The organism is Stenotrophomonas sp. 89682_Sma, assembly GCF_056481405.1.
In genome coordinates this window covers 534,890-559,873 of the sequence record NZ_CM151147.1, presented here as the reverse complement: position 1 = coordinate 559,873, position 24,984 = coordinate 534,890, and the positions used below count along the sequence as shown (strand labels likewise).

The 24,984-nt window shown below is 67.7% G+C and carries 29 protein-coding genes; 13 read left to right on the top strand and 16 right to left on the bottom strand.

The window, feature by feature from the left end:
• Positions 1–77: 77 nt before the first annotated feature.
• The 3 genes from gph to ACZK29_RS02530 all read right to left on the bottom strand — a co-directional run bounded on the left by gph (position 78) and on the right by ACZK29_RS02530 (position 2,527).
• Positions 78–746, bottom strand: a complete 669-nt coding sequence (gene gph / locus ACZK29_RS02540; RefSeq protein ID WP_111202553.1) for a phosphoglycolate phosphatase — start codon at positions 744–746, stop codon at positions 78–80.
• 63 nt (positions 747–809) lie between these two features.
• Positions 810–1,601, bottom strand: a complete 792-nt coding sequence (locus tag ACZK29_RS02535; RefSeq protein ID WP_111202554.1) for a class I SAM-dependent methyltransferase — start codon at positions 1,599–1,601, stop codon at positions 810–812.
• Positions 1,598–2,527: a LysR family transcriptional regulator gene (locus ACZK29_RS02530; protein ID WP_111202555.1), complete on the bottom strand. Its 930-nt coding sequence runs from the start codon at positions 2,525–2,527 to the stop codon at positions 1,598–1,600. Before ACZK29_RS02530 ends, ACZK29_RS02535 begins: the two co-directional genes overlap by 4 nt.
• Positions 2,528–2,635: 108 nt before the next feature.
• On the opposite strand from ACZK29_RS02530, the gene ACZK29_RS02525 reads away from it, so the two are divergent.
• Together ACZK29_RS02525 and ACZK29_RS02520 are read left to right on the top strand one after the other, a co-directional pair.
• Entirely contained in the window at positions 2,636–3,274 is a 639-nt protein-coding gene (locus ACZK29_RS02525) for an NAD(P)-dependent oxidoreductase (protein ID WP_111202556.1), read from the top strand.
• A gap of 161 nt (positions 3,275–3,435) precedes the next feature.
• Positions 3,436–4,353 carry an MBL fold metallo-hydrolase gene (locus ACZK29_RS02520; RefSeq protein WP_111202557.1) on the top strand — a complete coding sequence of 306 codons (918 nt, stop codon included), beginning with the start codon at positions 3,436–3,438 and terminating at the stop codon, positions 4,351–4,353.
• A gap of 304 nt (positions 4,354–4,657) precedes the next feature.
• Here ACZK29_RS02520 and dinB read toward each other — a convergent pair whose 3' ends face one another.
• Positions 4,658–5,746, bottom strand: coding sequence for a DNA polymerase IV (dinB, locus tag ACZK29_RS02515; protein WP_478446618.1), 1,089 nt, complete (start codon positions 5,744–5,746; stop codon positions 4,658–4,660).
• Between the two features lie 190 nt (positions 5,747–5,936).
• Between dinB and fabA the strand changes: the two genes are divergently transcribed.
• Entirely contained in the window at positions 5,937–6,452 is a 516-nt protein-coding gene (fabA, locus tag ACZK29_RS02510) for a 3-hydroxyacyl-[acyl-carrier-protein] dehydratase FabA (protein ID WP_005415130.1), read from the top strand.
• Positions 6,452–7,660: a beta-ketoacyl-ACP synthase I gene (gene fabB / locus ACZK29_RS02505; RefSeq protein WP_106549771.1), complete on the top strand. Its 1,209-nt coding sequence runs from the start codon at positions 6,452–6,454 to the stop codon at positions 7,658–7,660. Before fabA ends, fabB begins: the two co-directional genes overlap by 1 nt.
• A gap of 125 nt (positions 7,661–7,785) precedes the next feature.
• Here fabB and ACZK29_RS02500 read toward each other — a convergent pair whose 3' ends face one another.
• The 3 genes from ACZK29_RS02500 to ACZK29_RS02490 are packed head-to-tail and all read right to left on the bottom strand — an operon-like array spanning position 7,786 to position 10,228.
• A complete protein-coding gene (locus ACZK29_RS02500; RefSeq protein ID WP_111202447.1) occupies positions 7,786–8,469 on the bottom strand; it encodes an HAD family hydrolase in 684 nt (227 codons plus the stop codon).
• A complete protein-coding gene (locus ACZK29_RS02495) occupies positions 8,466–9,167 on the bottom strand; it encodes a pseudouridine synthase (protein ID WP_111202446.1) in 702 nt (233 codons plus the stop codon). The genes ACZK29_RS02500 and ACZK29_RS02495 overlap by 4 nt, the downstream gene beginning before the upstream one ends.
• Complete coding sequence (locus tag ACZK29_RS02490) at positions 9,164–10,228, bottom strand: class I SAM-dependent methyltransferase (RefSeq protein ID WP_111202445.1); 1,065 nt, start codon at positions 10,226–10,228, stop codon at positions 9,164–9,166. The genes ACZK29_RS02495 and ACZK29_RS02490 overlap by 4 nt, the downstream gene beginning before the upstream one ends.
• A 158-nt stretch (positions 10,229–10,386) precedes the next feature.
• On the opposite strand from ACZK29_RS02490, the gene ACZK29_RS02485 reads away from it, so the two are divergent.
• Entirely contained in the window at positions 10,387–10,650 is a 264-nt protein-coding gene (locus ACZK29_RS02485) for a hypothetical protein (protein WP_005407925.1), read from the top strand.
• A gap of 70 nt (positions 10,651–10,720) precedes the next feature.
• Here the strand turns inward: ACZK29_RS02485 and ACZK29_RS02480 are convergent, their stop codons facing one another.
• Together ACZK29_RS02480 and ACZK29_RS02475 are read right to left on the bottom strand one after the other, a co-directional pair.
• Positions 10,721–11,014 (bottom strand): DUF3247 family protein, encoded by a 294-nt coding sequence (locus tag ACZK29_RS02480; protein ID WP_111202444.1) that lies wholly within the window; start codon positions 11,012–11,014, stop codon positions 10,721–10,723.
• Positions 11,015–11,057: 43 nt separating this feature from the next.
• Positions 11,058–13,046, bottom strand: coding sequence for a hybrid sensor histidine kinase/response regulator (locus ACZK29_RS02475; protein ID WP_111202443.1), 1,989 nt, complete (start codon positions 13,044–13,046; stop codon positions 11,058–11,060).
• 245 nt (positions 13,047–13,291) lie between these two features.
• On the opposite strand from ACZK29_RS02475, the gene ACZK29_RS02470 reads away from it, so the two are divergent.
• Positions 13,292–13,858 (top strand): DUF3016 domain-containing protein, encoded by a 567-nt coding sequence (locus ACZK29_RS02470; protein ID WP_111202442.1) that lies wholly within the window; start codon positions 13,292–13,294, stop codon positions 13,856–13,858.
• A 76-nt stretch (positions 13,859–13,934) separates the two neighbouring features.
• Here ACZK29_RS02470 and alr read toward each other — a convergent pair whose 3' ends face one another.
• Together alr and ACZK29_RS02460 are read right to left on the bottom strand one after the other, a co-directional pair.
• Complete coding sequence (alr, locus tag ACZK29_RS02465) at positions 13,935–15,002, bottom strand: alanine racemase (RefSeq protein WP_111202441.1); 1,068 nt, start codon at positions 15,000–15,002, stop codon at positions 13,935–13,937.
• A complete protein-coding gene (locus ACZK29_RS02460) occupies positions 14,981–16,285 on the bottom strand; it encodes a D-amino acid dehydrogenase (RefSeq protein WP_099552571.1) in 1,305 nt (434 codons plus the stop codon). The genes alr and ACZK29_RS02460 overlap by 22 nt, the downstream gene beginning before the upstream one ends.
• Positions 16,286–16,434: 149 nt before the next feature.
• Here ACZK29_RS02460 and ACZK29_RS02455 point away from each other — a divergent pair, with 149 nt between their 5' ends.
• Complete coding sequence (locus tag ACZK29_RS02455; protein ID WP_005407919.1) at positions 16,435–16,914, top strand: winged helix-turn-helix transcriptional regulator; 480 nt, start codon at positions 16,435–16,437, stop codon at positions 16,912–16,914.
• A gap of 112 nt (positions 16,915–17,026) precedes the next feature.
• On the opposite strand, the gene ACZK29_RS02450 is transcribed toward ACZK29_RS02455, so the two are convergent.
• Positions 17,027–17,206 (bottom strand): lana protein, encoded by a 180-nt coding sequence (locus ACZK29_RS02450; RefSeq protein WP_106549763.1) that lies wholly within the window; start codon positions 17,204–17,206, stop codon positions 17,027–17,029.
• 143 nt (positions 17,207–17,349) lie between these two features.
• Positions 17,350–17,727 carry a hypothetical protein gene (locus ACZK29_RS02445; RefSeq protein ID WP_019337991.1) on the bottom strand — a complete coding sequence of 126 codons (378 nt, stop codon included), beginning with the start codon at positions 17,725–17,727 and terminating at the stop codon, positions 17,350–17,352.
• Between the two features lie 140 nt (positions 17,728–17,867).
• Here ACZK29_RS02445 and msrB point away from each other — a divergent pair, with 140 nt between their 5' ends.
• The 5 genes from msrB to ACZK29_RS02420 all read left to right on the top strand — a co-directional run bounded on the left by msrB (position 17,868) and on the right by ACZK29_RS02420 (position 21,155).
• Positions 17,868–18,335 carry a peptide-methionine (R)-S-oxide reductase MsrB gene (gene msrB / locus ACZK29_RS02440; RefSeq protein WP_049432331.1) on the top strand — a complete coding sequence of 156 codons (468 nt, stop codon included), beginning with the start codon at positions 17,868–17,870 and terminating at the stop codon, positions 18,333–18,335.
• A gap of 91 nt (positions 18,336–18,426) precedes the next feature.
• Positions 18,427–19,281 carry a flagellar motor stator protein MotA gene (gene motA, locus ACZK29_RS02435; RefSeq protein ID WP_005407915.1) on the top strand — a complete coding sequence of 285 codons (855 nt, stop codon included), beginning with the start codon at positions 18,427–18,429 and terminating at the stop codon, positions 19,279–19,281.
• Positions 19,282–19,284: 3 nt separating this feature from the next.
• Complete coding sequence (motB, locus tag ACZK29_RS02430) at positions 19,285–20,223, top strand: flagellar motor protein MotB (protein WP_459047918.1); 939 nt, start codon at positions 19,285–19,287, stop codon at positions 20,221–20,223.
• A gap of 142 nt (positions 20,224–20,365) precedes the next feature.
• Positions 20,366–20,866: a hypothetical protein gene (locus ACZK29_RS02425; protein WP_111202438.1), complete on the top strand. Its 501-nt coding sequence runs from the start codon at positions 20,366–20,368 to the stop codon at positions 20,864–20,866.
• Positions 20,867–20,879: 13 nt separating this feature from the next.
• A complete protein-coding gene (locus ACZK29_RS02420; RefSeq protein ID WP_111202437.1) occupies positions 20,880–21,155 on the top strand; it encodes a DUF4031 domain-containing protein in 276 nt (91 codons plus the stop codon).
• Between the two features lie 217 nt (positions 21,156–21,372).
• Here the strand turns inward: ACZK29_RS02420 and ACZK29_RS02415 are convergent, their stop codons facing one another.
• Positions 21,373–21,915: a DUF6630 family protein gene (locus ACZK29_RS02415; RefSeq protein ID WP_012479021.1), complete on the bottom strand. Its 543-nt coding sequence runs from the start codon at positions 21,913–21,915 to the stop codon at positions 21,373–21,375.
• A gap of 90 nt (positions 21,916–22,005) precedes the next feature.
• On the opposite strand from ACZK29_RS02415, the gene ACZK29_RS02410 reads away from it, so the two are divergent.
• Positions 22,006–22,254 carry a DUF3297 family protein gene (locus ACZK29_RS02410; protein ID WP_032128750.1) on the top strand — a complete coding sequence of 83 codons (249 nt, stop codon included), beginning with the start codon at positions 22,006–22,008 and terminating at the stop codon, positions 22,252–22,254.
• Between the two features lie 147 nt (positions 22,255–22,401).
• On the opposite strand, the gene ACZK29_RS02405 is transcribed toward ACZK29_RS02410, so the two are convergent.
• Together ACZK29_RS02405 and ACZK29_RS02400 are read right to left on the bottom strand one after the other, a co-directional pair.
• Positions 22,402–24,051 carry a Na+/H+ antiporter gene (locus tag ACZK29_RS02405; protein ID WP_111202436.1) on the bottom strand — a complete coding sequence of 550 codons (1,650 nt, stop codon included), beginning with the start codon at positions 24,049–24,051 and terminating at the stop codon, positions 22,402–22,404.
• A gap of 117 nt (positions 24,052–24,168) precedes the next feature.
• Positions 24,169–24,960, bottom strand: coding sequence for a dioxygenase family protein (locus ACZK29_RS02400; protein WP_478446617.1), 792 nt, complete (start codon positions 24,958–24,960; stop codon positions 24,169–24,171).
• Between the last annotated feature and the right edge of the window lie 24 nt (positions 24,961–24,984).

Genomic DNA, 24,984 nt, shown 5'->3' with positions numbered 1-24,984 from the left:
CATTGCCCGGCGCCTTCTCTGTAGAACCGAGCCCATGCTCGGCTCAGGCAGCAAAGCAGCCGAGCATGGGCTCGGCTCTACACCGGAATGCCGGCGGCCAACCCCGGCAGTTCACGCAGGTCGTCGATCACCGCCACCGCATGCGCGGTGGCCAGGTCGAGGCCGCGCGGATAGCCGTAGCGCACCAGTGCGATCGGCATGCCGGCATCTTCGGCGGCGCGGTAGTCGGTCAACGAATCACCCACCATCAGGCAGGACTCCACCGGCAGCCCGAAATGCGCGGCGATGTGCCGCAGTGGCTCACCGCTGGGCTTGCGCTGCGGCAGCGAGTCGCCGCCCAGCACGAGCGCGAACGCATCGCCGATGCCCAGGTGCTGCAGCAGCGGTGGCACCAGTGCTTCGGGCTTGTTGGTGCAGATCGCCAGCGGCACATTGCGCGCTCGCAGTTGCGCCAGCGCTTCGCCCACGCCATCGAACAGGCGCGGGCTGCGCAGCAGGCACTCACGGTAGTGCACCATGAACACCGGCATCACCTCGGCCAGGTCCACCTCGCGGCCGGCGGCCTGCACCGCCTGTTCGACCAGGCGGCGCACACCGTCGCCGATCCAGCCGAGCACGGTGGCTTCCGGCACGCGTGCCATGCCGATGTCCTCAAGCGTGCGGTTCAGCGCTTCGGCGATATCGGCAGCGCTGTCGACCAGCGTGCCATCAAGGTCGAACACGACCAGCGGATACGGATACGACAAGGGACGGCACCTGCATGACGTGGGGCCGTCCATTGTACGCCGCGCGTTTTCAGCGGCTCCGCCTCATCCGATCCTGCGTGCGCGGGTGGCCAGGAACGTGGGCAGATAGCGGTCGATCAGGAAGCGCGGCTGCGGCTGCCAGTCTTCCATGAAGCGATCGATGACAAAGCCGGCATCGAGCTGGCCACCGATCAGTTCGGTCAGGCTGTGGCCGAAGGTCAGCGCATCGCCCCGCGCCAGCTTCGCCTCGCGCTCGGCCGGTGGCAGGTCTTCCAGATCCGAATAGGGAATGGCGTACTGCGGCCGGATCAGGCCCTGGGCATCCAGCTGCGGATCGCGCGCACCGACGAACAGCACCGGGTTGTAGAAGCTGGCCATCAGCATGCCATCGCGCGCCAGCACGCGGCGGCATTCGGTCCACACCGGCCGGACGTCGGGCACGTACAGGTTGGAGATCGGGTGGAAGACCACATCAAAGCTGTCGTTGGCGAAGGCGTGCAGATCGCGCATGTCGCCCTGCACGGTGCGCAGCTGCAGGCCATCGCGCGCGGCGACCCTGCGGTCCTGTTCCAGCTGCCCGTCGGACAGATCGAACACGGTCACCTCCGCACCGGCCGCCGCCAGCACCGGTGCCTGCTGGCCACCGCCCGAGGCCAGGCACAGGATGCGGCGGCCGCGCACATCACCCAGCCAGTCCAGCGGCAGCGCGCGCGGGGTCAGGTGCACCTGCCAGCGGCCATCGCGCGCGGCGGCAATCGTTGAGCTTTCCACCGGGCGCGACCATTCGCGCACTTCGCTGGCCTGGCGGTCCCAGGCAGCACGGTTGTGGTCGATCAAGGCCTGTCCATGGTTCATGTGTTCTCCTTGCCCGGTGGGCGCCAATCCAGATCCTGGAAGGCCGGGCTGGCGAAACACTCGGCCAGGAAGTCCAGGAATCGCCGCATGATAGCGGGCTGTTGGCGCCGTGATGCGTACACGGCATGAATGCCGAGTTCGTCCAGACTGAACTCGGGCAACAACTCGATCAGCTCGCCACTACGCAGCAGCGGCGCCACCTGGTAGGTCGGCAGCATGGCGATGCCGGCGCCGGCACGCACGGCTTCCAGCAACAGCGAGGCTTCGTTGGCGCTGATGTTGCCGCCCACCGCCACAGACAGCGAACGGCCATCGCGGTGCAGCTGCCACAGGCTCTTGCCCACGTAGTGATGGGTCAGGCAGTTGTGCGCGGCCAGGTGTTCCGGTGCAGTCGGCGTGCCGCGCGCCTGCAGGTAGGACGGCGTCGCGCACAGCACCGAGCGGCAGGTGGCCAGCCGCCGTGCAATCAGGCTGGGATCGATCTGGCGGGCGATGCGCACCGCAAGGTCCACCCGCTCTTCCACCAGGTTCACCATGCGGTCGACCAGCAGCAGTTCGATGCGTGCCGCCGGATGACGGGTAACGAAGCCAGCCACCGCTCGCGCCAGATGGCTCTGCCCGAACGAGACGCTGGCGGTTACCCGCAGCGTGCCGTGCGGCTCGGGATCGTCGCTGGCCAGCTCGCCCTGCAGTTCCTCGCCGATGGCCAGCATCTGCCGGAAGCGCGCCAGCGCCGCCTCGCCGGGGCCGGTCAGGCTGACCCGGCGCGTGGTCCGGTGCAGCAGGCGCGCGCCCAGCCAACCCTCGACCTCGGCCAGGTAGCGGGTAACCATCGCCCGCGACATGTCCAGCACCTCGGCGGCGGCGGTGAGGCTGCCGCGCTCGGCCACCTCGACGAACACAGTCATGGCGGTCAATCGGTCCATATGCTCGATCCATGCAACAAACAAGCGCGTTATACGCTGTTTTTCGAGCGACTGCAGCGGCCTAGAGTGGCCCCATTCCCACCCCACACCGTCCCACGGAGTCCTGCCATGAAGATCGCCCTCGTTGGTTCCACCGGCAACATCGGCCGCCAGATCGCCCGCCACGCGCTGGCCAACGGCCACGAACTCACCGTCATCGTGCGCAGCGCGCAGGATCTTCCGGCAGAACTGGCCGGTGCCCATCCGGTGATCGCCTCGCTGGACGACCAGGACGCGCTGGTCGCCGCCATCGCCGGCCACGACGTGCTGGCCAGCGCCTACGGCCCGCGTCCGGGCGATGACATCGGCCGCGTCGGCGAAGTGGCCGCGCAGCTGGCCGCCGCCGCACGCAAGGCCGGTGTACCGCGCCTGGTGGTGGTGGGTGGCGCCGGCAGCCTGGAAGTCGCGCCCGGCGTGCAGCTGGTCGATACCCCCAACTTCCCGGAGGCCTACAAGGCGTACGCCCTGGCCCATCGTGAAGCCTTCAATCGCCTGCAGGCGGTGGACGACCTGGACTGGACCTTCTTCTCGCCGGCCGCCGAAATCGGCCCGGGCGAAGAGCGCGGCCAGTACCGCGTGCAGTCCAAGGCCTTCCTGGCCGACGCCAGCGGCCATAGCCGCATCAGCTACGCCGACTACGGCGCTGCGTTCGTCGCCGAGCTGGAAGCGCACCAGTACCCGAAGCAGATCATCACGGCCGCGTACTGATTACGGCGCCCGCCGGGCATGGCCCGGCGCTACCCAGCTGTAGAGCCGAAGGCAACGGCAGGAGCCGTTGCCAACGTCGCTTGCGACGGCCCGCAGGGGGCCGGGCAAGGACGCCCGGCATAACCCACGCTCGGCGCCCCATCCGACACAAGGAGTTTCCCATGCGCACCGCTGCCCTGTTGCTTCCCCTCGCCCTGGCCGCCAGCTCCACCAGTGCGCCACTGCTCGCCGCGCCGGCCGCCGCTGCCGATGCAGCGGCCACGGCACCGAAATCCCAGCTGCACCTGCAAACCTTCCATCCCGGCCCGCAGGCGATGTTCTCGGTGTCTTCAGTACTGATCGAAGGTCGCCACGACGCGATCCTGGTCAATGCGCAGTTCGGCGCCAGCGACGCGAGCAAGCTGGTCGAGCTGATCCGCGCCAGCGGCAAGCAGCTGACCACGATCTACATCAGCCACGGCGATCCGGACTACTACTTCGGCCTGGCCACGCTGCAGGATGCGTTCCCGAAGGCGCGCATCGTCGCCACCGCGCAGACCGTTGCCCACATCCAGCAGACACAGGCCGGCAAGCTGGCCTACTGGGGCCCGAAGATGGGTGCCGACGTGCCGGCCCGCATCGTGGTGCCGCAGGTGCTGGACGGCGACGCCCTGCAGCTGGAAGGCCAGCACCTGCCGCTGATCGGCCTGGATGGCCCGACCCCGGACCGCACGGTGCTGTGGGTACCGTCGCTGCGCGCGATCGTCGGTGGCATTCCGGTGGTGGCCGGCGAACACGTGTGGATGGCCGATACGCAGACGCCGAAGTCGCATGCCGACTGGCTGCAGACCCTGCAGCGGTTGCAGGCGCTGAAGCCGAAGGTGGTGGTGCCGGGGCATTACGCACCGGGTGCGGCGCTGGATGCGAGTGCGCTGGCGTTCACGGCGGACTACATCCGCGCGTTCGATGCCCAGGCGGCCAAGGCCAAGGACAGTGCGGCGCTGGTGAAGGCGATGCAGGCGCGCTACCCGAAGCTGGCGGGCGTGGCGTCGCTGGAGTTGAGTGCGAAGGTGGCCAAGGGCGAGATGCAGTGGCCATGAGGTAGGGGGTCTTTTGCAGGGCTGCGCCCTGCACCTGCTCAATGCAACGGCAACAGCCGAAGCAACAGCAACAGCAACAGCAACAGCTGGCTATCCGTGGGATGGCGAGGTGGGTCCGGTTGCGGGGGACGCTGCAAGTACGTCCATGTAAGCTCGGTCGCCGCATCCATGCGGCTCACGCCCCCGCAACCGGACCCACCCCGCCCTCGACAGTTCTGTGCGATCTGTCTGGATGGAATGACCTGCTCTTGGTGGGTGTCGACCATGGTCGACACGTAGATCCACGCAATGCGTGGATGAACGATCAGAGGGGATCGGTCTGGGTGTGCTCGAACAATTCCCCCTGCACCACCGGCTCCTTCTCGCGGAAGCCGCCGAGCCCTACGCCGACCAGGCGGTAACGCGTCTCGGCCGGCAGATCCACCCGCGCGCGCAGCGACAGGGCGATGTCGCGCAGCTCTTCCATCGATTCCGGCGGGCGCTCCGGGGTGAAGCTGCGGGTGAGGATGCGGAACTGCGCGGTCTTCAGTTTCAGTACCACGGTGTGGCCGACGCGCTCGGTCTTGCGCGTGGCGTTCCAGGTCTTCCCTGCCAGCTGCACGATCGCCTCGGTCAGGTCTTCCAGCAGTAGGTCTTCGGCGAAGGTGTCCTCCGAGGAAATCGACTGCACCTGCTGGTCCGGCTCCACCGGCCGCTCGTCGATGCCGCGTGCGCGGTTGTACAGGCTGCGGCCGAAGCTGCCAAACGCCTCTTCCAGATCGATCAGCGCCCACTGCCGCAGATCACCGCAGGTGACGATGCCGCGTGCGGCCAGCTTGCCTTCCATCACCTTGCCGACGCCGGGCACCCGGTTCACCGGCAGTGGCAGCAGGAAGGCATCCACGCGCTGCGGCGGAATCACGAACTGGCCATCGGGCTTGCGCCAGTCCGAGGCGATCTTGGCCAGGAATTTGTTCGGTGCGATCCCGGCTGAAGCAGTCAGCTGGGTTTCCTCGCGGATCTGCGCGCGGATGGTACGGGCGATGTCGGTGGCCAGTTCGATGCCACTCTTCGGCTCGGTCACGTCCAGGTAGGCCTCGTCCAGCGACAACGGCTCGACCAGGTCGGTATGACGCAGGAAGATCGCGCGTACCTGCTGTGACACCGCCTTGTAACGTGCGAAGTCCGGCGGCACGAAGATCGCGTCCGGGCACAGGCGCTCGGCACGCACGGCGGGCATCGCCGAACGCACGCCAAACACGCGCGCCTCGTAGGACGCCGCACACACCACCGAGCGGGCGCCACGCCATGCCACGACCACCGGCTTGCCGCGCAGTGACGGATCGTCGCGCTGCTCCACCGACGCGTAGAACGCGTCCATGTCAACGTGGATGATCTTGCGCAGTCGGGTCATGTCAGGTGGAAAAGGCGGGGGCAGGCCGGGCGGGCCACACGCCGAAGTATGGTCGTTGCACATCAACAGGATGCGCGTATTCCCTTGAAAACACTACGGTTGCGTACGGTTGAAATGTTTGATCGGCGCAGTTTCCACGGGCATTCTCGGGCGCTTGTTTCCCTGTTCTTCGCTTCCAGGATTGTGCTTCATGACCCGTCTCCACGCGTTCAACCGCGAACAGCTGCTGGCCAGCGCACGCGGTGAACTGTTCGGCACCGCCGCCGGCCGTCTGCCCAACGACCCGATGCTGATGTTCGACCGCATCACCGACATCCGCGAGGACGGCGGACCGCATGGCAAAGGCATGGTACGCGCCGAACTGGATATCCGCCCGGACCTGTGGTTCTTCGGCTGCCACTTCATCGGCGACCCGGTGATGCCCGGCTGCCTGGGCCTGGATGCCATGTGGCAGCTGACCGGCTTCTTCCTGACCTGGCTGGGCGCCCCCGGCAAGGGCCGCGCGCTGGGCTGTGGCGAAGTGAAGTTCACCGGCCAGGTGCTGCCGGACGCCAAGCTCGTGCGCTACGAGATCGACATCAGCCGCGTCATCAACCGCAAGCTGGTGATGGCCCAGTCCGATGCCCGCATGTATGTGGATGACCGCGAAATCTACAGCGCGCGCGACCTGCGCGTCGGCCTGTTCACTGAAACCGGGAGCTTCTGATGCGTCGCGTCGTCATCACCGGCATGGGCATCACGTCCTGCCTCGGCAATGATCTGGATACTGTTTCGGCCGCGCTGCGCGAAGGGCGTTCCGGCATCACCGCACTGGCCGACCATGCCGAGGCCGGCCTGCGCAGCCAGATCGGCGGCCGCGTCGACCTCGACCTGGACGCGCTGATCGACCGCAAGCAGAAGCGCTTCATGAGCGATGCGGCGGCCTTCGCCTATCTGGCCATGCGCGATGCCATCGCCGATGCCGGGCTCAGCGCCGAGCAGGTCAGCAGCCTGCGTACCGGCCTGATCGCCGGTTCCGGTGGCGGCTCCAGCGAATGGCAGATCGGCGCGGTCGATCTGCTGCGCGAACGTGGCGTGCGCAAGGTCGGCCCGTACATGGTGCCGCGCACGATGTGCTCGACCGTCTCGGCCTGCCTGGCCACGGCCTACCAGATCAAGGGCGTCAGCTACTCGCTGTCGGCCGCCTGCGCGACGTCGGCACACTGCATCGGCGCCGCAGCGGACATGATCCGTCATGGCGCGCAGGACATCATGTTCGCCGGTGGCGGTGAAGACCTGCACTGGTCGATGAGCGTGATGTTCGACGCGATGGGCGCACTGTCGACCAGCTTCAACGAGACCCCGGCCAGCGCTTCGCGTCCATACGACAAGGACCGCGACGGCTTCGTCATCGCCGGTGGCGGCGGCATGCTGGTGCTGGAAGACTACGACCACGCCGTAGCCCGCGGCGCGCACATCCATGCCGAGCTGATCGGCTATGGCGTCACCTCCGACGGTGCCGACATGGTTGCCCCGTCCGGTGAAGGCGCGGTGCGCTGCATGAAGATGGCGCTGCAGGGCGTCGATCGCCCGCTGGACTACCTCAATACCCACGGCACCTCGACGCCGCTGGGCGATGTCACCGAGCTCAACGCGATCCGCGAAGTGTTCGGCGATGCAGTACCGCCGCTGTCGTCGACCAAGGCATTGTCCGGCCACTCGCTGGGCGCGGCCAGCGTGCATGAGGCGATCTACTGCCTGCTGATGATGCGCGACGGCTTCGTCGCTGGTTCGGCCAACATCGGCGAGCTGGACCCGAAGGTGGAGAGCTTCCCGATCCTGCGCGAAAGCCGCGAGCAGCAGCTGGATACGGTGATGTCCAACAGCTTCGGCTTCGGTGGCACCAACGCCGCGCTGGTGTTCGGGCGGGTGTGATGGGGACAGGTGTGCCGACCAACGGTCGGCACCCACCAGGGCAGTAGTAAAGAGTGCCAACCAAGGTTGGCACCCACCGTCAGGGGTAGTTGACCCCCACCGTCAGGGACGATTGGCACCCACCGCTACCTCGGCAACAACGGCAGCAGCAGCGCGTGCGCGTCCACCAGCGAACCAACGATGCGGTGGCCGAGTGCACGCAACTCTTCATCCGGATGCACCAGGTCCGGTACCTGGATCACGGTCATGCCGGCGGCCAGCGCCGCGCGCGTACCGGCCGGGGAGTCTTCCAGCGCCAGGCATCGCTCGGGCGCCTGCCCCAGCCGCTGTGCCGCCAGCAGGTAGATATCCGGCGCCGGCTTCGGCCGCGCAACATCACCACTGGTGATCACCGCATCGAAATACGGCAGCAGCCCGGCCGCCGCCAGCTTGCGGTTGGCCCGTGGCTGCCGCGTGGTGGTCGCCACCGCGCGCGGAACCGCATGCGCCTTCAGCAGTTCAAGCAGCTCCAGGATGCCCGGCCGCAAGGGCAGGCCGGTCTGCGTGCGTGCTTCATACAGCTCGTGGCAGCGCGCGGCCACCGCCTCGATCACGCTCTCCTCGATGCCCTGCGCACGCAGCAGCGCGTGCGTGTCGCGGTCACCGAGGCCGACCATGCGCAGGAACACTGCCTCGTCCAGGCCCAGTCCGAACTCGTCGGCGGCCTGGCTCCAGCAGGCCAGCGAGACCCGCTCGCTGTCGATCATCAGGCCGTCCATGTCGAAGATGACGGCGTCGGGGAGGAACGGCAGCGCAGCGATGGGGGTCATGGAGCGAACAGCGTATCCAGATCGGTGGAAGTGAGCTGCCGCCATTGCCCCTCGTCCAGCCCCTGCAGGTCCAGCCCGCCAACGCGGCTGCGATGCAGGGCCTGCACGTGGTTGCCGGTGGCAGCGAACATGCGGCGTACCTGATGGTAGCGGCCTTCGTGCAGCACCAGGCGCGCACAACGCGCATCCAGCACCTCCAGTTCAGCCGGCAGCAGGGGCGTCTTCTCGGACTCCAGCATCAGCGTACCGCTGGCGAACAGCGCCACCTCGTCGCCGCGCAGGTCGTCGCTCAGCTCCACCTCGTAGACCTTGGGCAGCTTCGACTTCGGCGAGATGATCCGGTGCAGCAGGCCACCGTCGTCGGTCAGCAGCAGCAGGCCACTGGTGTCGCGGTCGAGGCGGCCGACCGTGGACAGCACCGGATCGCGGTCGCGGAAACGGGGCGGCAGCAGGTCGTAGATCAGGCGGCCGGTGTCCTTGGTCGAGCAGGTGTAGCCGGCCGGCTTGTGCAGCGCGATTGACAACCCGGCCGGCGGGTCCAGCGGCTCGCCATCGACACGGATGGCCTCGTGCGGCACCTGGTCGTCGGCGTACAGCACCTCGCCTTCGGCGTCGGTGACGCGTCCCTCGCGGAACATCCACTGCACCTGCTTGCGGCTGCCGTAGCCCAGGTTGGCGATGTGCTTGACCAGTTTCACCGGCCCCTCCCCTTCACCGCTTCGACCAGCTTGAAGCCATCGCGCTCGGCAATCACGCGCACCGCACCGAAGCTGTCGTTGAGGGTGTGCTCGTACGGCAGATGGCGGTTGGCCACCACGTACAGGCGCCCGCCCGGGCGCAGCGCCTGCGCGGCCACGGCGATGAAGCGCTGGCCGATGTCCGGGCGGTCGGCACGCGAGGGCGTATGGAACGGCGGATTGCTGATGATGACGTCGTAGCCCGGCTCGATGCCGGCGGTGACGTCCTGCCACAGGAAGCGCAGCGGCAGCGCGCGCGGCGGCGGCGCCAGGTTCAGCTCGGCCAGCGCCAACGCGCGCTGCTCGGCCTCGTACAGGTCCAGCGCGGTGATCTTCGGGCAACGCTCCAGCAGCTCGCGCGACAGGTAGCCGTAGCCCGCGCCGAGGTCGGCGGCACGCCCGGCCAGGTCGGCCGGCAGGTGCTCGGCCAGCAGCGCCGACGCCGGATCGATGCGGTCCCAGGCGAACACGCCCGGGCGGCTGAGGAAACGGCCCCCGACAATCGGGCGCACCGCATCCAGCGCCGACCAGCGCTTTGCCAGGTCGGCATCGTGCTGGCCCTGCAGCGGGGCGGTCCAGTACACGCGGCAATGGTTCTTGGTCAGGCTGCCACCGAGGCCGGCCAACTGCTTGAGGTCGCCCTCGCCCGAGCGCGCGCCTTCGTTGTTGGACTGGCAGGCAACGATGCGACCGCCGTCGGCGACCAGCGCCAGCGCGCGGGCGAACAGTGCACGGGCTTCTTCGCGCTGGCGCGGCGGCAGCACCAGCACCAGCGGGTAGCGGCCCCTGCCTGCGGCATCGTCCAGCTGGCCGCTGACGGTCCAGCCCGCAGCCTGCTGCAGCGGCTGCGCGAACGGTGCAAAACTCTGCTCGCAGTGCACCTCGCGGTTGCCAGCGGCCTCGCGCAGCGGCCAGCCGTCGCGGGCACGCAGGAAGGCCACCGGGCCCTCCGGCCAGCGCAGGGCGCCTTGGGAGAACGGCAGGAACAGGGTCTGCAGGGGGGCGTCGTCGCTGGAGGCCATCGGCGCGGGTACTTCAAGCGTGAGGGCCGTCCATTGTACCGGCTTGGCCGGGCCGGCCCCGCCAGGCCGCTTTGCGAAACCCGAACGGGGCCTTGATCCGCCAGCAACATTGGAACGTTCAGGGTAGAGGCTCCCCCCGGAAACCCAGGAGAACCTGCATGCGAGCCTTGTTCGTCGGTGGCGTGGTCGACAACAGTGAAATGGACCTGGAAGGCAGCCATCCGCCCGTGCACTACCCCGAGGATACCGGCGGCGGCCACTCACGCTACCGGCTGCATCAGGTCGGCCATGGCGCCGACGGCAGCGTGGCCTACGCGGTGTATGGTGCGCCGGACCTGGCCGATGACGAGGTGGCCAGGGTCGCGGAGGAACGCGCCTATGCGCGGCGGTTCGAGGCGACGCCGACGTTGTTCGAGCATTGACGCACCGGTAGCGCCCGAGCCCACGCTCGGGCAACGGCGCAGCCGAGCGTGGGCTCGGCTCTACATCCGATCAAGGCGCCCTGGGTGGCAGACGGTTGACGCTGGCGATCTCATCCAGCCACACATGGTGCTGCTGCACCGGCGTGTCGTAGTCGTCCAGCCTCAACTGGCCGTTGCTGCCTTCATCGCCGGCGTCGTTGCGGTACTGCTGCACGGTCGGCTTCACCGCCACCGTGCCGAGCAGGCGCCGGCCATCGTGCAGGGTCAGTTCCACCTGCGTTTCGCCTTCCAGCTGCGGCAGCAGGGCTTCCAGGCGCGCGATCTGCGCCGGGTCGGTATGGATTCGGGGAGCTGTGCGGGACATCGGCGACCTCCTGCCTGCAGGGTCGCCGATCGGCCGTGAATGCTCAGTGCAGCGCGCTGTCGGCGCGCGGTACCTGCACCTTGCGCACGGCGGACACCAGCTGCGCCACCGAGTAAGGCTTGGCGACATGCTCCTGGAAGCCCGACGCCAACGCACGGCGGCGGTCATCGGCACGCGCCAGCGCGGTCACCGCCACCGCAGGCAGCATCGAGGCATCCACGCCCATGTCCTCGCGCAGCGTGCGCACCAGCCCGTAGCCATCCATGCCCGGCATGCCGATGTCGGTCAGCATCACGTGGTACTGCAGGTGGCCGGTGTCGGCCAGCAGTGCCAGTGCCTCGCCGGCCGAACTGGCCGCCGACACGCTGGCGCCCTGCTCTTCCAGCATGCGCCGCAGGTATTCCAGCACCTCCGGCTGGTCTTCCACCGCCAGCACATGCATGCCCCGCAGCGGATACGGCTCGACGATCACCGGCTCCAGGATCGGCCCGCTGATGACTTCGCGCAGCGGCCGGCGCTCGGCATCCGGCAGGTGCTGGGGCAGGCGCACGGTGAACGTGGCGCCGTGGCCATGGCCTTCGCTGGCGGCGGCAACGGTGCCGCCATGCAGTTCGACCAGCTGCTGCACGATCGCCAGGCCCAGGCCGAGGCCGCCATGGCGGCGCGTGGTGGTGCCATCGGCCTGGCGGAAGCGGCTGAACAGGTGGTTGAGGAACTCCGGTGCGATGCCATCACCGGTATCGCGCACCGTAATCACCCAGTGGTTGCCGTCGGCCTGCAGCTGCACGTCGATGCGGCCTTCGGCCGGGGTGAACTTGATTGCGTTCGACAGCAGGTTCCAGAACACCTGCTGCAGGCGGGTGGCATCGCCGAGCACGGGGCTTGGCTGCTCGGGCAACTGCAGGTGCACGTCCAGCGCCTTGCCCTCGGCCACCAGTTCCTGCGCGCCGATGGCTTCGCCAAGCAGCGTGCGCAGGTCCAGCACTTCCACCTCCAGCTGTACCTTGCCCAGCAGCATGCTGCTGAGGTCGAGCATGTCCGAGATCAGCCGCTTCTGCGCGCCGGCGCTGTTGGCGATGACGTTCAGGCCCTTGTACAGCGGGCTGGTGTTGTCCACCCGCTGCAGCAGCAGTTCGCTCCAACCGAGGATGGTGGTCAGCGGCGTGCGCAGCTCGTGCGACAGCGTGGCCAGGAATTCGTCCTTCAGCCGCGCCATGTTCTCGGCGGCACTGCGTGCGGCGCGCTCGGACTGCAGCAGTTCCTCGCGTGCCAGTTCGATCTCGCGGCGCTCGGTCACGTCCGGACTGCTGCCGGCCAGGCCGATGAAGCGGCCCATGCGCGAGAAGCGCGGGCGCGCGTTCATCTCCAGCCAGCGCCACTGGCCATCGGCGCGCCGCGCGCGTACCAGCGCATGCATCGAACGCTGCGCCTTCAGTGCTTCCTGCAGCTCGTACTCGAATACGGACGCATCGTCCGGGTGCACCAGGCCGCGCCAGACATCCTCCGGAACGCGGGTTTCGTCGCCACCGAAGAACTCGCTGAAGGCGCTGTTGACGAAGCGGGCGTGGCCGCGCTCGTCGAGCACCCACACCGGCATCGGCAGGCCATCGGCCAGTGCGCTGAAGCGGGCTTCGCTTTCGCCCAGCTCCACTTCCATCTGCTTGCGCGCGGTGATGTCGAAGAACAGGATGCCGACCTTGTCTTCTCCCGGCCGTCCCACGCGCACCGCGTCGACCGCGAACGAGCGGCCCAGCGCACGCGCTTCCATTTCGAACTGCGCCGGCCGGCCGCTGCGTGCGACCTCGCCGTAGATGCGGAACCAGTCCTGTTCGTGGTTCGGCTCCAGCGCCGTCATGCGCTGGCCCCGGGCGTCCTTCAGGCCGGTATGGCGCTCGAAGGCGTCGTTGACCTCGATGAAACGATAGTCCACCGCGCGGTCGCCTTCGAACAGCACCTGGATCACGCAGAAACCGGCGTTGATGCGCTCAAGCACGCCATGATGCAGGTCGGGTTCGGGCGCCGGCACCATCATCGGTGGGCGCTCCACTAGGGGCGGCAGTGTGGACAAGGGCGTCTGTACGGGCCGGATTGGAGGCACAGCATCTTCCAAAGAGCGTATTCACAGCGTCAAGCGCCGTCAGTCAGGGTTGACGACGATGAATTGGCGGCAACCACCCTTGCGCATGACGCATTCGGTCATTGCCGTTGCCCCGGAGCGGGATCACACTCACTCTGTGATCAACACCGTCCCCCCTTTCGGGGACGCAGGAGACCGTCATGAAACGCTCACTTGCTACCGCGCTGCTGCTGGCAGGCGCCCTCGTGGCGGGCAGCTCGACCGCTGCGCCGCGTACTGTCACCGATCCGCAAGCCCCTCGCGCACTGCAGGCCGATGGCCCGGTCAGCGTGAAGTGGGACGATCCGGCCAAATTCACCGAGATCCGCCAGAGCGGCAACCGTTTCGAGGCCGAACGCGGCGACTGGGTGCGGCAGTTGGCGCGCTATCTGCAGACCACCGCCGCCAAACCGCTGCAGCCCGGACAGACACTCGATGTCACCCTGGTGGACATCAAGCGTGCAGGTGACTACGAGCCGTGGCACGGCCCGCGTGGGCGCGACATCCGCGTGATGCGTGATATCTACCCGCCCCGCATCGCCCTGCAGTACACGTTGAAGGATGCCGATGGCCGTATTGTGAGCGAAGGCGACGCACGCCTTAGCGACTCCGGCTACCTGCAGGGCAGTGGGTTGCTGACCGACAGCGATCCGCTGCGCTACGAAAAGCGCCTGCTCAACGACTGGGTGAAGCGCCAGCTGGCCAGCCAGGCGACCGCCGCGCGGTAATGCCGGGCGACGCGACCCACCGGTAGGTGTCGACCTTGGTCGACACGCGTTCCCGGAGCCGAGCGTAGGCTCGGCTCTACACGTACACCTTCGCCACGCGCTTGACCGCGCAGGGCAGCTGGTACGCACTCACGCCACAGCGCGGCGCCAGCTCCGACAGCGTCGGTGCACTGCCCCACAGTTCCACCACGCTGCCGATACCGGCCTGCAGATGCGCGGTCAGGTCCACGGTCAGCATGTCCATCGACACGCGGCCGATCAGCGCACCGGGGTGGCCGTCGATCAGCACCGGCGTACCGTTCGGCGCGAACTGCGGGTAACCATCGGCGTAACCCAGCGCGACCACGCCAACGCGCGTGCGAGCCTTCGAGACAAAGCGGGCGCCATAGCCGACCGGCTCACCGGCCTCGATCCAACGCTCGGCGATCACCTTGGACTGCATCGTCATCACCGGGCGCAGGCGCGCGGTGATCTCCGAGGCCTCCGGCAGCGGGTTCGCGCCGTACAGCATCAGGCCCGGACGCACCCAGTCGCTGCGCACATCCGGCCAGCCCAGCAGCGCCGGCGAATTGCACACGCTGGTCTCGCCTTCCAGGCCATCGATGGCACGGGCAAAGGTCGCGGCCTGCTCGTGGGTCCGTTCGCTGTCCAGCTCATCGGCACGTGCCAGGTGGGTCATCAGCACGATGCGCTCGACCTGCGGCAGCGCCGACAGGCGCGCATGCGCGGCGCGGAAGCTGTCCACGTCCAGGCCGAGACGATGCATGCCGCTGTCCAGCTTCAGCCACACCGTCAACGGACGCGGGCTGTCGAAGGCGGCGACGGCCTCCAGCTGCCACGGCGAACCCACGGCGAACCAGAAATCATGCTCGGCCACCAGCGCCATGTCGCTGGGTTCGAAGATGCCTTCCAGCAGCAGGATCGGCGCACGGATGCCGGCCTGGCGCAATTCCAGCGCTTCTTCGATGGTGGCCACGCCGAAGCCATCGGCCTCGTCTTCCAGCGCCTGTGCACAGCGCACCGCGCCATGGCCATAGGCATCGGCCTTGATGATCGCCAGGGCCTTGCCACCGCCCAGTTCACGGGCGAGCCGGTAGTTGCTGCGCAGAGCGCCCAGATCGATCAGCGCGCGGGCAGGACGCATGTGCGGTTCTCGTGTTGCGGCGCGTGACCGTACTGGCCGTAGCGGAAAATATCCAGACCTTCGGTGCTGATCTGCGGCTGGCGCGCGCTCATCAGGTCGGCCAGGTAGCGGCCCGAGCCGCAGGCCATGGTCCAGCCCAGCGTACCGTGGCCCGTGTTGAGGTACAGGTTGCGGAACGGCGTGGCGCCGATCACCGGCGTGCCGTCCGGCGTGGCCGGGCGTAGGCCGGTCCAGAACTGCGCGCGCGACAGGTCGCCGCCCTTCGGGTACAGGTCGCTGACCACCAGCTCCAGCGTCTCGCGGCGGCGCTGCGACAGCGACAGGTCGAAGCCGGCCACTTCGGCCATGCCACCGACGCGGATGCGGTCGTCGAAGCGGGTTACCGCCACCTTGTAGCTCTCATCGAGGATGGTCGAGGTCGGTGCCATCGCCGGGTCGGTGATCGGCAGGGTCAGCGAGTAGCCCTTCAGCGGGTAAACCGGCAGACGCATGCCCAGCGGCGCGACCAGCGCTGGCGAGTAGCTGCCGAGCGCGACCACGAAGCGGTCGGCGGTTTCCAGCTTGCCGTCGATGCGCACGCCGGTGATGCGGTCGCCATCGAACTCCAGGCCGGTGATGTCCTGGTCGAAGCGGAATTCGACGCCGGCATCCACGCACATCTGTGCCAGGCGGCGGGTGAACAGCTGGCAGTCGCCGGTCTGGTCACGCGGCAGGCGCAGCGCGCCGACCAGGCCGTCGACGTGGGCCAGGGCCGGTTCGGCCTGGATGATGCCGGCGCGGTCCAGCACCTCGTACGGCACGCCGTACTGGGCCAGGATCTCGATGTCCTGCGCCGAGGCGTCCAGCTGCTGCTGGGTGCGGAACAACTGGGTCGTACCCAGGTCGCGGCCTTCGAATTCGATGCCGATCTGCGCGCGCAGCTCGTTCAGGCAGTCGCGGCTGTACTCGGACATGCGCACCATGCGCGCCTTGTTGATCGCGTAGCGCTCGTGGGTGCAGTTGCGCAGCATCTGCCACAGCCAGCGGTACTGGGCCAGGTCCATGCCCGGCCGGATCGCCAGCGGCGCGTGCTTCTCGAACAGCCAGCCGATCGCCTTCTTCGGCACGCCCGGCGCCGCCCACGGCGAGGTATAGCCGAACGACAGCTGGCCGGCATTGGCGAAGCTGGTCTCCAGCGCCGGGCCGGGTTGGCGGTCGATGACCGTGACTTCAAACCCGGCCTGTCGCAGGTACCAGGCACTGGTGGTGCCGATCACGCCGCTGCCGAGAACTAGGACTCGCATGGGACTTCTCCAACCCGATCATTCCCTGCACTGGAGCGTGCCGGGGCCATAATTGGGGAAGTATAGACAGCCGATACCAGTTGATTTGCCTGATTTTCAATCAACCGGCAGGATGTTCTCCTGCAATTCACTCCCCGAGGTTGACGACCATGGCCACCCGGACCCGCGAACTGGACAAGATCGACCGCAAGATCCTGCGCATCCTGCAGGCCGAGGGCCGTATTTCCTTCACCGAACTGGGTGAGCGGGTCGGCCTGTCCACCACCCCATGCACCGAGCGCGTACGCCGGCTGGAGCGCGAGGGGGTGATCACCGGTTACCACGCCCATCTCGACCCTGCGGCGGTGAAGGCCAGCCTGCTGGTATTCGTGGAGATCAGCCTGGCCTACAAGTCCGGCGACATCTTCGAGGAATTCCGCCGCGCGGCCCTGAAGCTGCCCAACGTGCTGGAGTGCCACCTGGTGTCGGGCGACTTCGATTACCTGCTGAAGGCGCGGATCAGCGAGATGGCCTCCTACCGCAAGCTGCTCGGCAGCACGTTGCTGACGCTGCCGCATGTACGTGAGTCGAAGAGCTACATCGTGATGGAAGAGGTGAAGGAAACGCTGAGCCTGCCGATTCCGGACTGAGGCCGCTGCGGGGGTGGGGTCAGAGCCCGCTGTGCGGGATCCGACCCCGATCAGGAATCGGCAAGGGGGTCGGATCCCGTGCAACGGGCTCTGACCCCGGCCATGGCGACCGTCAGCGCTGCTGCGGATGCTTCTGCGAGCGCTGCTCCTGCTGCCTGCCGCCCTTGTGCGACTGCTGCGGCTCCATCTGTTGCTGCTGTTGCTGCTGTTGCGGGTTGCGGCCCTGCGGTTCCTTGCCGGGATGACGGTTCTGCTGGTTTTTCATGATCGCGATCCAGTGGACGAAGGACATGCGGCGGCGGAATGCCGGCGCAGGGCCACGGTGGTCCCGGAACGGTTAATCGCAGGCGAAAAAGCAGTGATCGCCAAGAGGCTGTTTTCGTGCGTTCAGCCCGCACGACGCGCAGGAGCTGCCAACCTTGCTTGGCCCATAGGTCAGCGCTTGATCTGCTGGCCATCACCGGCCGGCACGCTGTCGTAATAACGGCCTGTACGCGAGTCGAACACGCGGTTCGGGCCGGCCGGGCGCACGCCAGGCACGATGCGGCCATTGCGGTCATAGACCTTGTCGGCCGGCTTCGGTACCGGCGCCGGCGCGATCCGGGCAGGGCCGGTGGACTTGATCGGCTGTGCCGGCTGCGGCGACGGCAGCACCTGCGGCTGCGGGCGGGCGGCCTGTGGCGGAGGTGCCACCGGTTGCGGTGCCACGGTGGTGGCACTGCGGGTGGCGGTCGGGCTCGACGACGTCGGTACCTGGGCCTGCGCAACCAGGGGCAGCAGGCCCATCAACAGCAGGGGAAGGCTCGGTTTCATGTCACGCTCCGGCGTGGATCGCATTCACCTTGCGCCTGCACCTGTGTGCCGCCCATGAACGGCCATCACACTTGCAAGCGCGCGCCGGCACCCCCACGTTTTCCGGCATCCCCAGGCCATCGACCCCACGGAGCGCCGCCATGACTGCCTTCGATCTGACGCCCCCCACCGCCACCCAGACCGAGGCGCTGGTCGCCGGCCTCAGCAGCGAGGAGCGCCGCGTGCTGCTGCAGCACGGCACCGAAGCACCGTTCTGCGGGGTGTTCCTCGACAACAAGCGCGAGGGCGTCTACTGCTGCCGGTTGTGTGCGCTGCCGCTGTTCCGCTCCAGTACCAAGTTCGATTCCGGCACTGGCTGGCCCAGCTTCTTTGCCCCGTTCGATCCGGCGCACGTGCGCGAGATCCGCGATACCAGCCACGGCATGGTGCGCACCGAGATCACCTGCGCGCGCTGCGGCAGCCACCTCGGCCACGTATTCCCGGACGGTCCGCCGCCCACCTACGAGCGCCACTGCCTGAACTCCGTCTCACTTTCGTTCACCGGCAATGGCGAGCCCTGGCCCGATCCACTGCAGCGTGGCGGTGCCGAGGCCGGCGTGGCGGGCTGAAATACCCCGCTGACCGATTTCACAGAATTCCCTCTTCAGAAAACCAGGCGACGGGCCGACAAGGAGATATCCCCTCTCCTTGCGTCGCGCCATGCTCATCATCGTTGGATTCCTGGTCGTCATCATCAGCGTGATCGGGGGCTACCTCGGTGCCCACGGCCGCCTGGGTGCCCTCTGGCAACCCTACGAACTGGTCATCATCGGCGGCGCCGCACTCGGCGCCTTCCTGGTCGGCACCCCCGCCAAGACGGTCAAGCAGACCCTGCAGGCGATGGTGGGCGTGTTCAAGGGCCCACGTTACAAGCAGCAGGACTACATCGATGTGCTCAGCCTGCTCTATGAACTGCTGAACAAGGCGCGCCGCGAAGGCTTCATGGCACTGGAAGACCATGTCGAGCGCCCAGCCGAGAGCGCGCTGTTCGGCAACTACCCCAAGGTGCAGGCCGACCACCACCTGATCGACTTCATCACCGACTGCCTGCGCCTGATGATCGGCAGCAACATCGAGCCGCACGAGCTGGAACCGCTGCTGGAACTGGAGCTGGAAAAGCACCACGCCGAAGCCATGGCGCCGTCGCAGGTGCTGACCAAGGTCGCCGACGGACTTCCCGGTTTCGGCATCGTGGCGGCGGTGCTGGGCATCGTCATCACCATGGGCTCGATCGGCGGCGACATCGTCGAAGTGGGCGGCCACGTGGCCGGTGCGCTGGTCGGCACCTTCCTCGGCATCCTGCTGGGCTACGGTTTCGTCGGCCCGATGGCGGCGGCGATGGAAGCCCGCGCCGAACAGGACAGCCGCATCTACGAATCGGTGAAGACCGCCCTGCTGGCCTGCCTGCGCGGCTACAACCCGAAGATCGCGCTGGAATTCGCCCGCAAGACGTTGCCGTCGAACGTGCGCCCGGCCTTCTCAGATTTCGAGCAGCACCTGAAGACGGTCAAGTAAGCCATGGCTGAGAACAAGCCCACCGTCATCGTCCGCCGGGTCAAGAAGGCCGGCCACGCCGCCCACCACGGCGGTTCGTGGAAGGTGGCCTACGCCGACTTCGTGACCGCGATGATGGCCTTCTTCCTGGTGCTGTGGCTGATGGCCACCACCAACAAGAACGACCGTGCCGCCATTTCCGAGTACTTCCGCAACCCCAGCCCGTTGAGTGGCCAGAACGCCACGCCGGCGCCCGGCATGGCCGGCCCGGGCGGCGCCAGTACTTCGATGATCAAGCTGGGCGGTGCCACCGACATCTCGCGTGGCAACAGCAACGACCCCTTCCAGAACCAGAAGGAAGCCGTGCCACAGCCGGTGGACCAGCAGCAGCGCGACAAGCAGCAGCTGGAACAGCTGATGAAGGAGCTGCAGGAAGCGATCAGCAAGAGCCAGGCGCTGGAACCGTTCAAGGACCAGCTGCTGCTGGACCTGACACCGGAGGGCCTGCGCATCCAGATCGTGGACAAGCAGAACCGGCCGATGTTCGACCTTGGCAGTGCCACGCTGAAGCCGTACACGCAGCAGATCCTGCACGAGCTGGCCGAATACCTGAACCATGTGCCGAACCGGATCAGCCTCACCGGCCACACCGACATCACCGCCTATTCCACTGCGCGCGGCTACGGCAACTGGGAACTGAGCGCCGACCGTGCCAATGCCGCACGCCGCGCGCTGATCGATGGCGGCCTCGATGACAGCAAGATCACCCGCGTGGTCGGCCTGTCCTCGTCGGTGCTGTTCGACAAGGCCGACCCGCAGAACCCGATCAACCGCCGCATCAGCATCGTAGTAATGACCCAGGCCGCCGAGGAGGCCGCCCTGGCCGGTGCCGGCCCGCAGGTGGGGCTGTCGGCGCCGACCGTCGACCCGGACGTGCAGGCGGCGCAGGGGCCGGCAAAGTAATTGGTAGGTGCGGACCCTGGTCCGCACATCGGGCACAGAGCGTGCGGACCAAGGTCCGCACCCACCAAAGCCATGCCCGGCGAGCGCACCCTGCAGCACCCGCTACAATGGCGGTCTTTCCGTTTCCAGGTGACCCCACCCCATGTCCCAGAACTCCAAGGCCAAGCGCGACAAGCGCAAGAAGCAGCAGGCCAAGCGTCCGTTCCTGCGCCTGAACGCCCAGCAGCAGGTGCAGAACCATGCCGTGCTGACCAACGAAGACGGCCAGGTGGTTGCGGCCATCGGCCTGCAGGGCCGTGAGTGGCTGCTGGCCATCGGCGGCCAGACCATGGGCAACGCCGAGAACCCGGTGCCGATGCTGGCCATGCTCAAGCACCTGTCCAACGTGCAGGAGAAGGAAGGCCGCAAGGTCAACCTGGAGTATTCCGAACTGCTGCAGAAGCTGCTGGACACCCTGGCCGAAGAGTCCGGCCAGACCGCTGACGAGTACCTCGACAAGCTGGTCGCCGAGTTCGAAGGCGTCGACGCTGCTGAAGGCGAGGAAGGCGAAGCCGCCGAGGCCGCCGAAGGTGACGTGGTTGAAGCTGCTGCCGATGCCGAGGCCACCCCGGCCGCTGACAGCGACAGCAAGCCGCAGGCCTGAACCGGCCGCGGCGGTGACGGTCTACGTCGATGACGCGGTGCATCCCTGGCGCGGACAGCGCTGGGCGCACCTGATGGCCGACACCCTGCCCGAGCTGCACGCGATGGCGGCGCAGCTCGGCATTCCACCACGTGCCTTCCAGAACAAGGCCAGCGGTGCCCACTACGATGTCACTTCCGAGCTGCGTGCACAGGCGATCGCGCTCGGCGCGCGGGCCATTTCCCGGCACACCAACCGTGACCTGGTCAAAGCGGTGATTGCCAACGCCAGGGCGCAGTACCGGCCGTAGGCCACGTCGCGGGTTCGCCGGACACCAACCGGCACCGACTGGGTAGAGTCGACTGTCAGTCGACTGCTCTCCCATCCGGCCGCGAGAACCCCGCGCTGCGCGCGATAGTCGACTAACAGTCGACTCTACCCCGTCGGGTCGTCTCCAGCGGATCAACCCATCAGGCCGCGCCCAGCAGATCGTCCCCGCCGGGTCGTGCCGGGCGGATCGGCATCGCTCAGAACGGGTCGCTGCCCAGCCGGATTTCCACGTTCAGCAGCGAGCACAGCGCCAGCATCGCGTCGTCGTCGCGGGTCAGCGCCATTACGCCGGTGAAGCCGTCGCTGCCTGCATCCACGCTCCACAGCGTGTAGTTGTGCTCGCGCAGGCGGTCGAAGGCGGTGGACATCAGCTGCACACCGTCCAGGCCTTCAGCGAAGTCCTCGTCGTCCAGGTCGCCGCCCCAGTCCAGCTGCAGGTTGAAGCGCGCCGACAGCTCGTTCACCGCCGACTGCAGCGATTCCAGGTCATCACGTTCAACCTCGAAACCGGACTGCCAGGCAATGGCCGTGAACAGCGCCGGCAGCCAGTCGCTGTCCGCTTCCAGCGGCTGCCCGTCCTCGGCCAGATGCTCGCGCCAGCGGTTGAACTGCTGCAGGGCCAGTTCCTCGTCGCCCGGGTTGATCAGCACCAGCAGGTTCCAGACCCGCGCCTCGAAGCCATCTTCGTCGAAGTCGTGGATGTCTTCCTCGAAGTCGAAATAGTCGCTGTTGTCGGGCATGGCGGAGCTTCCTCTGGGGCAGGCCGGCATTCTACGGTTTATCCTGTGCCGCTGAAGCCGGCCTTGGTGGCCGTCACTGTGAATGAAGCGATGAGCGATACCCCTCCCGACCACCTGGCGATCAACCCGGCCAGCCCCTTCCACGATGCGCAGGCGCTGGAGCGCGGCGTCGGCGTGCGTTTCAACGACGTCGAGCGCGACAACGTCGAGGAATACTCGGTCAGCGAAGGCTGGATCCGCGTGCAGGCCGGCAAGGCCCGCGACCGCCGCGGCAACCCGATGACCATCAAGGTCAAGGGCAAGGTCGAGGCGTATTTCCTGGACCAGAAGCCGGAGTAAGCAGCACCGGCATGTAGAGCCGAGCCCATGCTCGGCTGCTTTTCGTTCCGGGTTCATGACGCCTGAAGCAAGAGCAGCCGAGCATAGGCTCGGCTCTACATTCCAAGGCCGGATCCGCATCGGCGCCAGCAGGGCCCGGCCCGGGCATCATTCGCGCTTGCGCGACTCCAGCAGGTCCAGGTTGCGGATCAGGCGCCGCGAGATCTCATCGGAGATCACCCCGCGCCGGGTCAACCGGAACAGCTCCTCGCGCTCGGCATTGAGGCCGGCGCTGCGCAGCTGGCGGTAGCCCATTTCCATGCGCCGCACCTTCTCCGGGTCCACGTCGGGCCCCTCGCTGTCGCGCTCCAGGTGGCGCTGGTACAGCAGGCTCACCCGCGACGCAGCGTCGTTGTACAGCTGCACGTTCTCGGTGTTCTGGTTCATCACCAGCTGCTGGCGCATGCGCTCGACCCCGGCCAGCGCAGCCTTCGACGACAGCCGGCGCGCCAGGTCCTCTTCCTTGCGTTCGCCCGAATCGGCCGGCAGCTGCAGGCCCTTCAGCAGCTGTGGCAGCGCGATGCTGGCGCCCAGCAGCGAGAACAGGATCACCGACGCGGCCAGGAAGATCACCAGGTCACGCGCCGGGAACGCACTGCCATCGGGCAGGAACAGCGGCAGGGTCAACACACCCGCCAGCGTGATCGCACCGCGCACGCCGGCCACCGAGGTCGCCACCACGATGCGCCAGTTCGGCGCCTCGCCGCGCTCCAGGCCTCGGCGCCGCGCGCGCAGCAGGTTCCAGCGCAGCGACAGCCACACCCACAACAGGCGCAGCACCACCAGCGCCAGGTTGATCACCACCACGTACACCAGCAGCCACCACGCACTCTGGTGGCCGCTCTCGTTCATGGTGGTGGTGGCGCGCTCGACGATGCCCGGCAGCTGCTCGCCCAGCAGCACGAACATGATGCCGTTGAAGCTGAACTGCAGCATGTTCCAGACCCCGGCGCGCTGCACGCGCATGCTGCCGGAGACACGGCCGGTCAGCTCGACATAGCTCATCGCGATGCCGGCGGCGACCGCGGCGAGGATGCCCGAGGCATGGATCTCTTCGGCAAGCAGGTAGGCCGCGAACGGAATGAGCAGGTTGACCAGCATCGCCGCGCCGGGCTCTTCACCGAAGCGGCGCCACAGCCAGCGCTGGAACGTGGACACACCCAAAGTGACCGCCACGCCCACCGCCAGGCCGGCCACCGCCACCCACACGAAGGTCAGCGACGCCGTGGCCAGCGAAAAGGTGCCGGTCATCACCGCCGCCACCGCGAAGCGGAAGCAGACCAGGCCCGATGCATCGTTCAGCAGCGACTCGCCTTCCAGGATGTGCATCAGGCGCTTGGGGATCGGCGCCTTGGAGGCGATCGCACCGACCGCCACCGGATCGGTGGGCGACACGATCGCCGCCAGTGCAAAGCACACCGCCAGCGGCATCACCGGAATCAGCCAGTGGATCAGGAAGCCGGCGCCGATGACGGTGAACACCACCAGGCCGAACGCCAGCTCGAGGATCGCGCCCTTGTCGCGGAACAGGCCCTGCTTGGGAATGCGCCAGCCATCAAGGAACAGCAGCGGCGGCAGGAACAGCAGGAAGAACACTTCCGGCTCCAGCGCGTGGCCGCGGTTGAACACCCCGGCGATGACCGCGCCCAGGCCGATCTGTACCAGTGGCAGCGGCAACGAGAACGGCAGGACGCGAACCAGGTAGCCGCTGGCGACAACGGCCACCAGCATCGCCAGGACGACTTCAATGGTATGCATGCTTCTTCCAGGAAGCGGCGCGTGGGGAGGCTCGGGAGCCAGCGCCGGAAACCCGGAAAAAACTACCACATGCGGCTGCAGGCGCGACGACGGGGATGGCCCGGCGTCAGCCCCGGCTCATGCCGCCCCGTCGAAGCGGTACAGGTCCATGGCCAGGAAGCCGGCGTCGATGCCGGCATCGATGCGACGTGCACCGAAGCCGCCCTCGCCCGCCGCGCCCATCGCGAAGAACAGCGGCAGCAGGTGTTCGTCGGTCGGATGCGCGCGCTCGGCGAACGGTGCCTGCCGGCGATAGTCGAGCAGGGCCGGGCGGTCGTCGGCAGCCAGCCGCTGCTCCACCCACTCGATGAAGGGGCGCACATACGGCGCTTCCTTGCCGTCCTGGTAGTCACCCCAGTCGTGCAGGTTGTGGGTGATGCTGCCCGAGCCGACCAGCAGCACGCCCTGCCCGCGCAGCGGCGCCAGCGCGCGACCCAGCGCGAACTGGTGCTCGGGGCCGAGCAACGGCTGGATCGACAGCGGCACCACCGGGATATCGGCCTGCGGGCGCAGCAGGCGCAGCGGCACCCACGCGCCATGGTCGAGGCCACGCTGCGGGTCGATGGCCACCGGCAGCCCGGCGGCGGCGATGCGGCCGGCCACCTCTTCGGCCAGCGCCGGATCACCCGGTGCCGGGTACTGCAGTTCAAACAGCGCGCGCGGGAAGCCACCAAAGTCGTGGATGGTCGGCGGCTGCGGATGCGCGCCGACCAGCGGCTGCCGGCCCAGCCAGTGCGCCGAGGCCATCACGATGGCGCGCGGAGTCGGCAGATCCTGCGCCAGCTCGGCCAGGCGCACGCCGACCTGGCCCGGATGCAGGGCGGTCATCGGCGAGCCATGGGAGATGTACAGCGAAGGCAGACGGGTCATGGAATTCTCCAAATGCAGGATCAG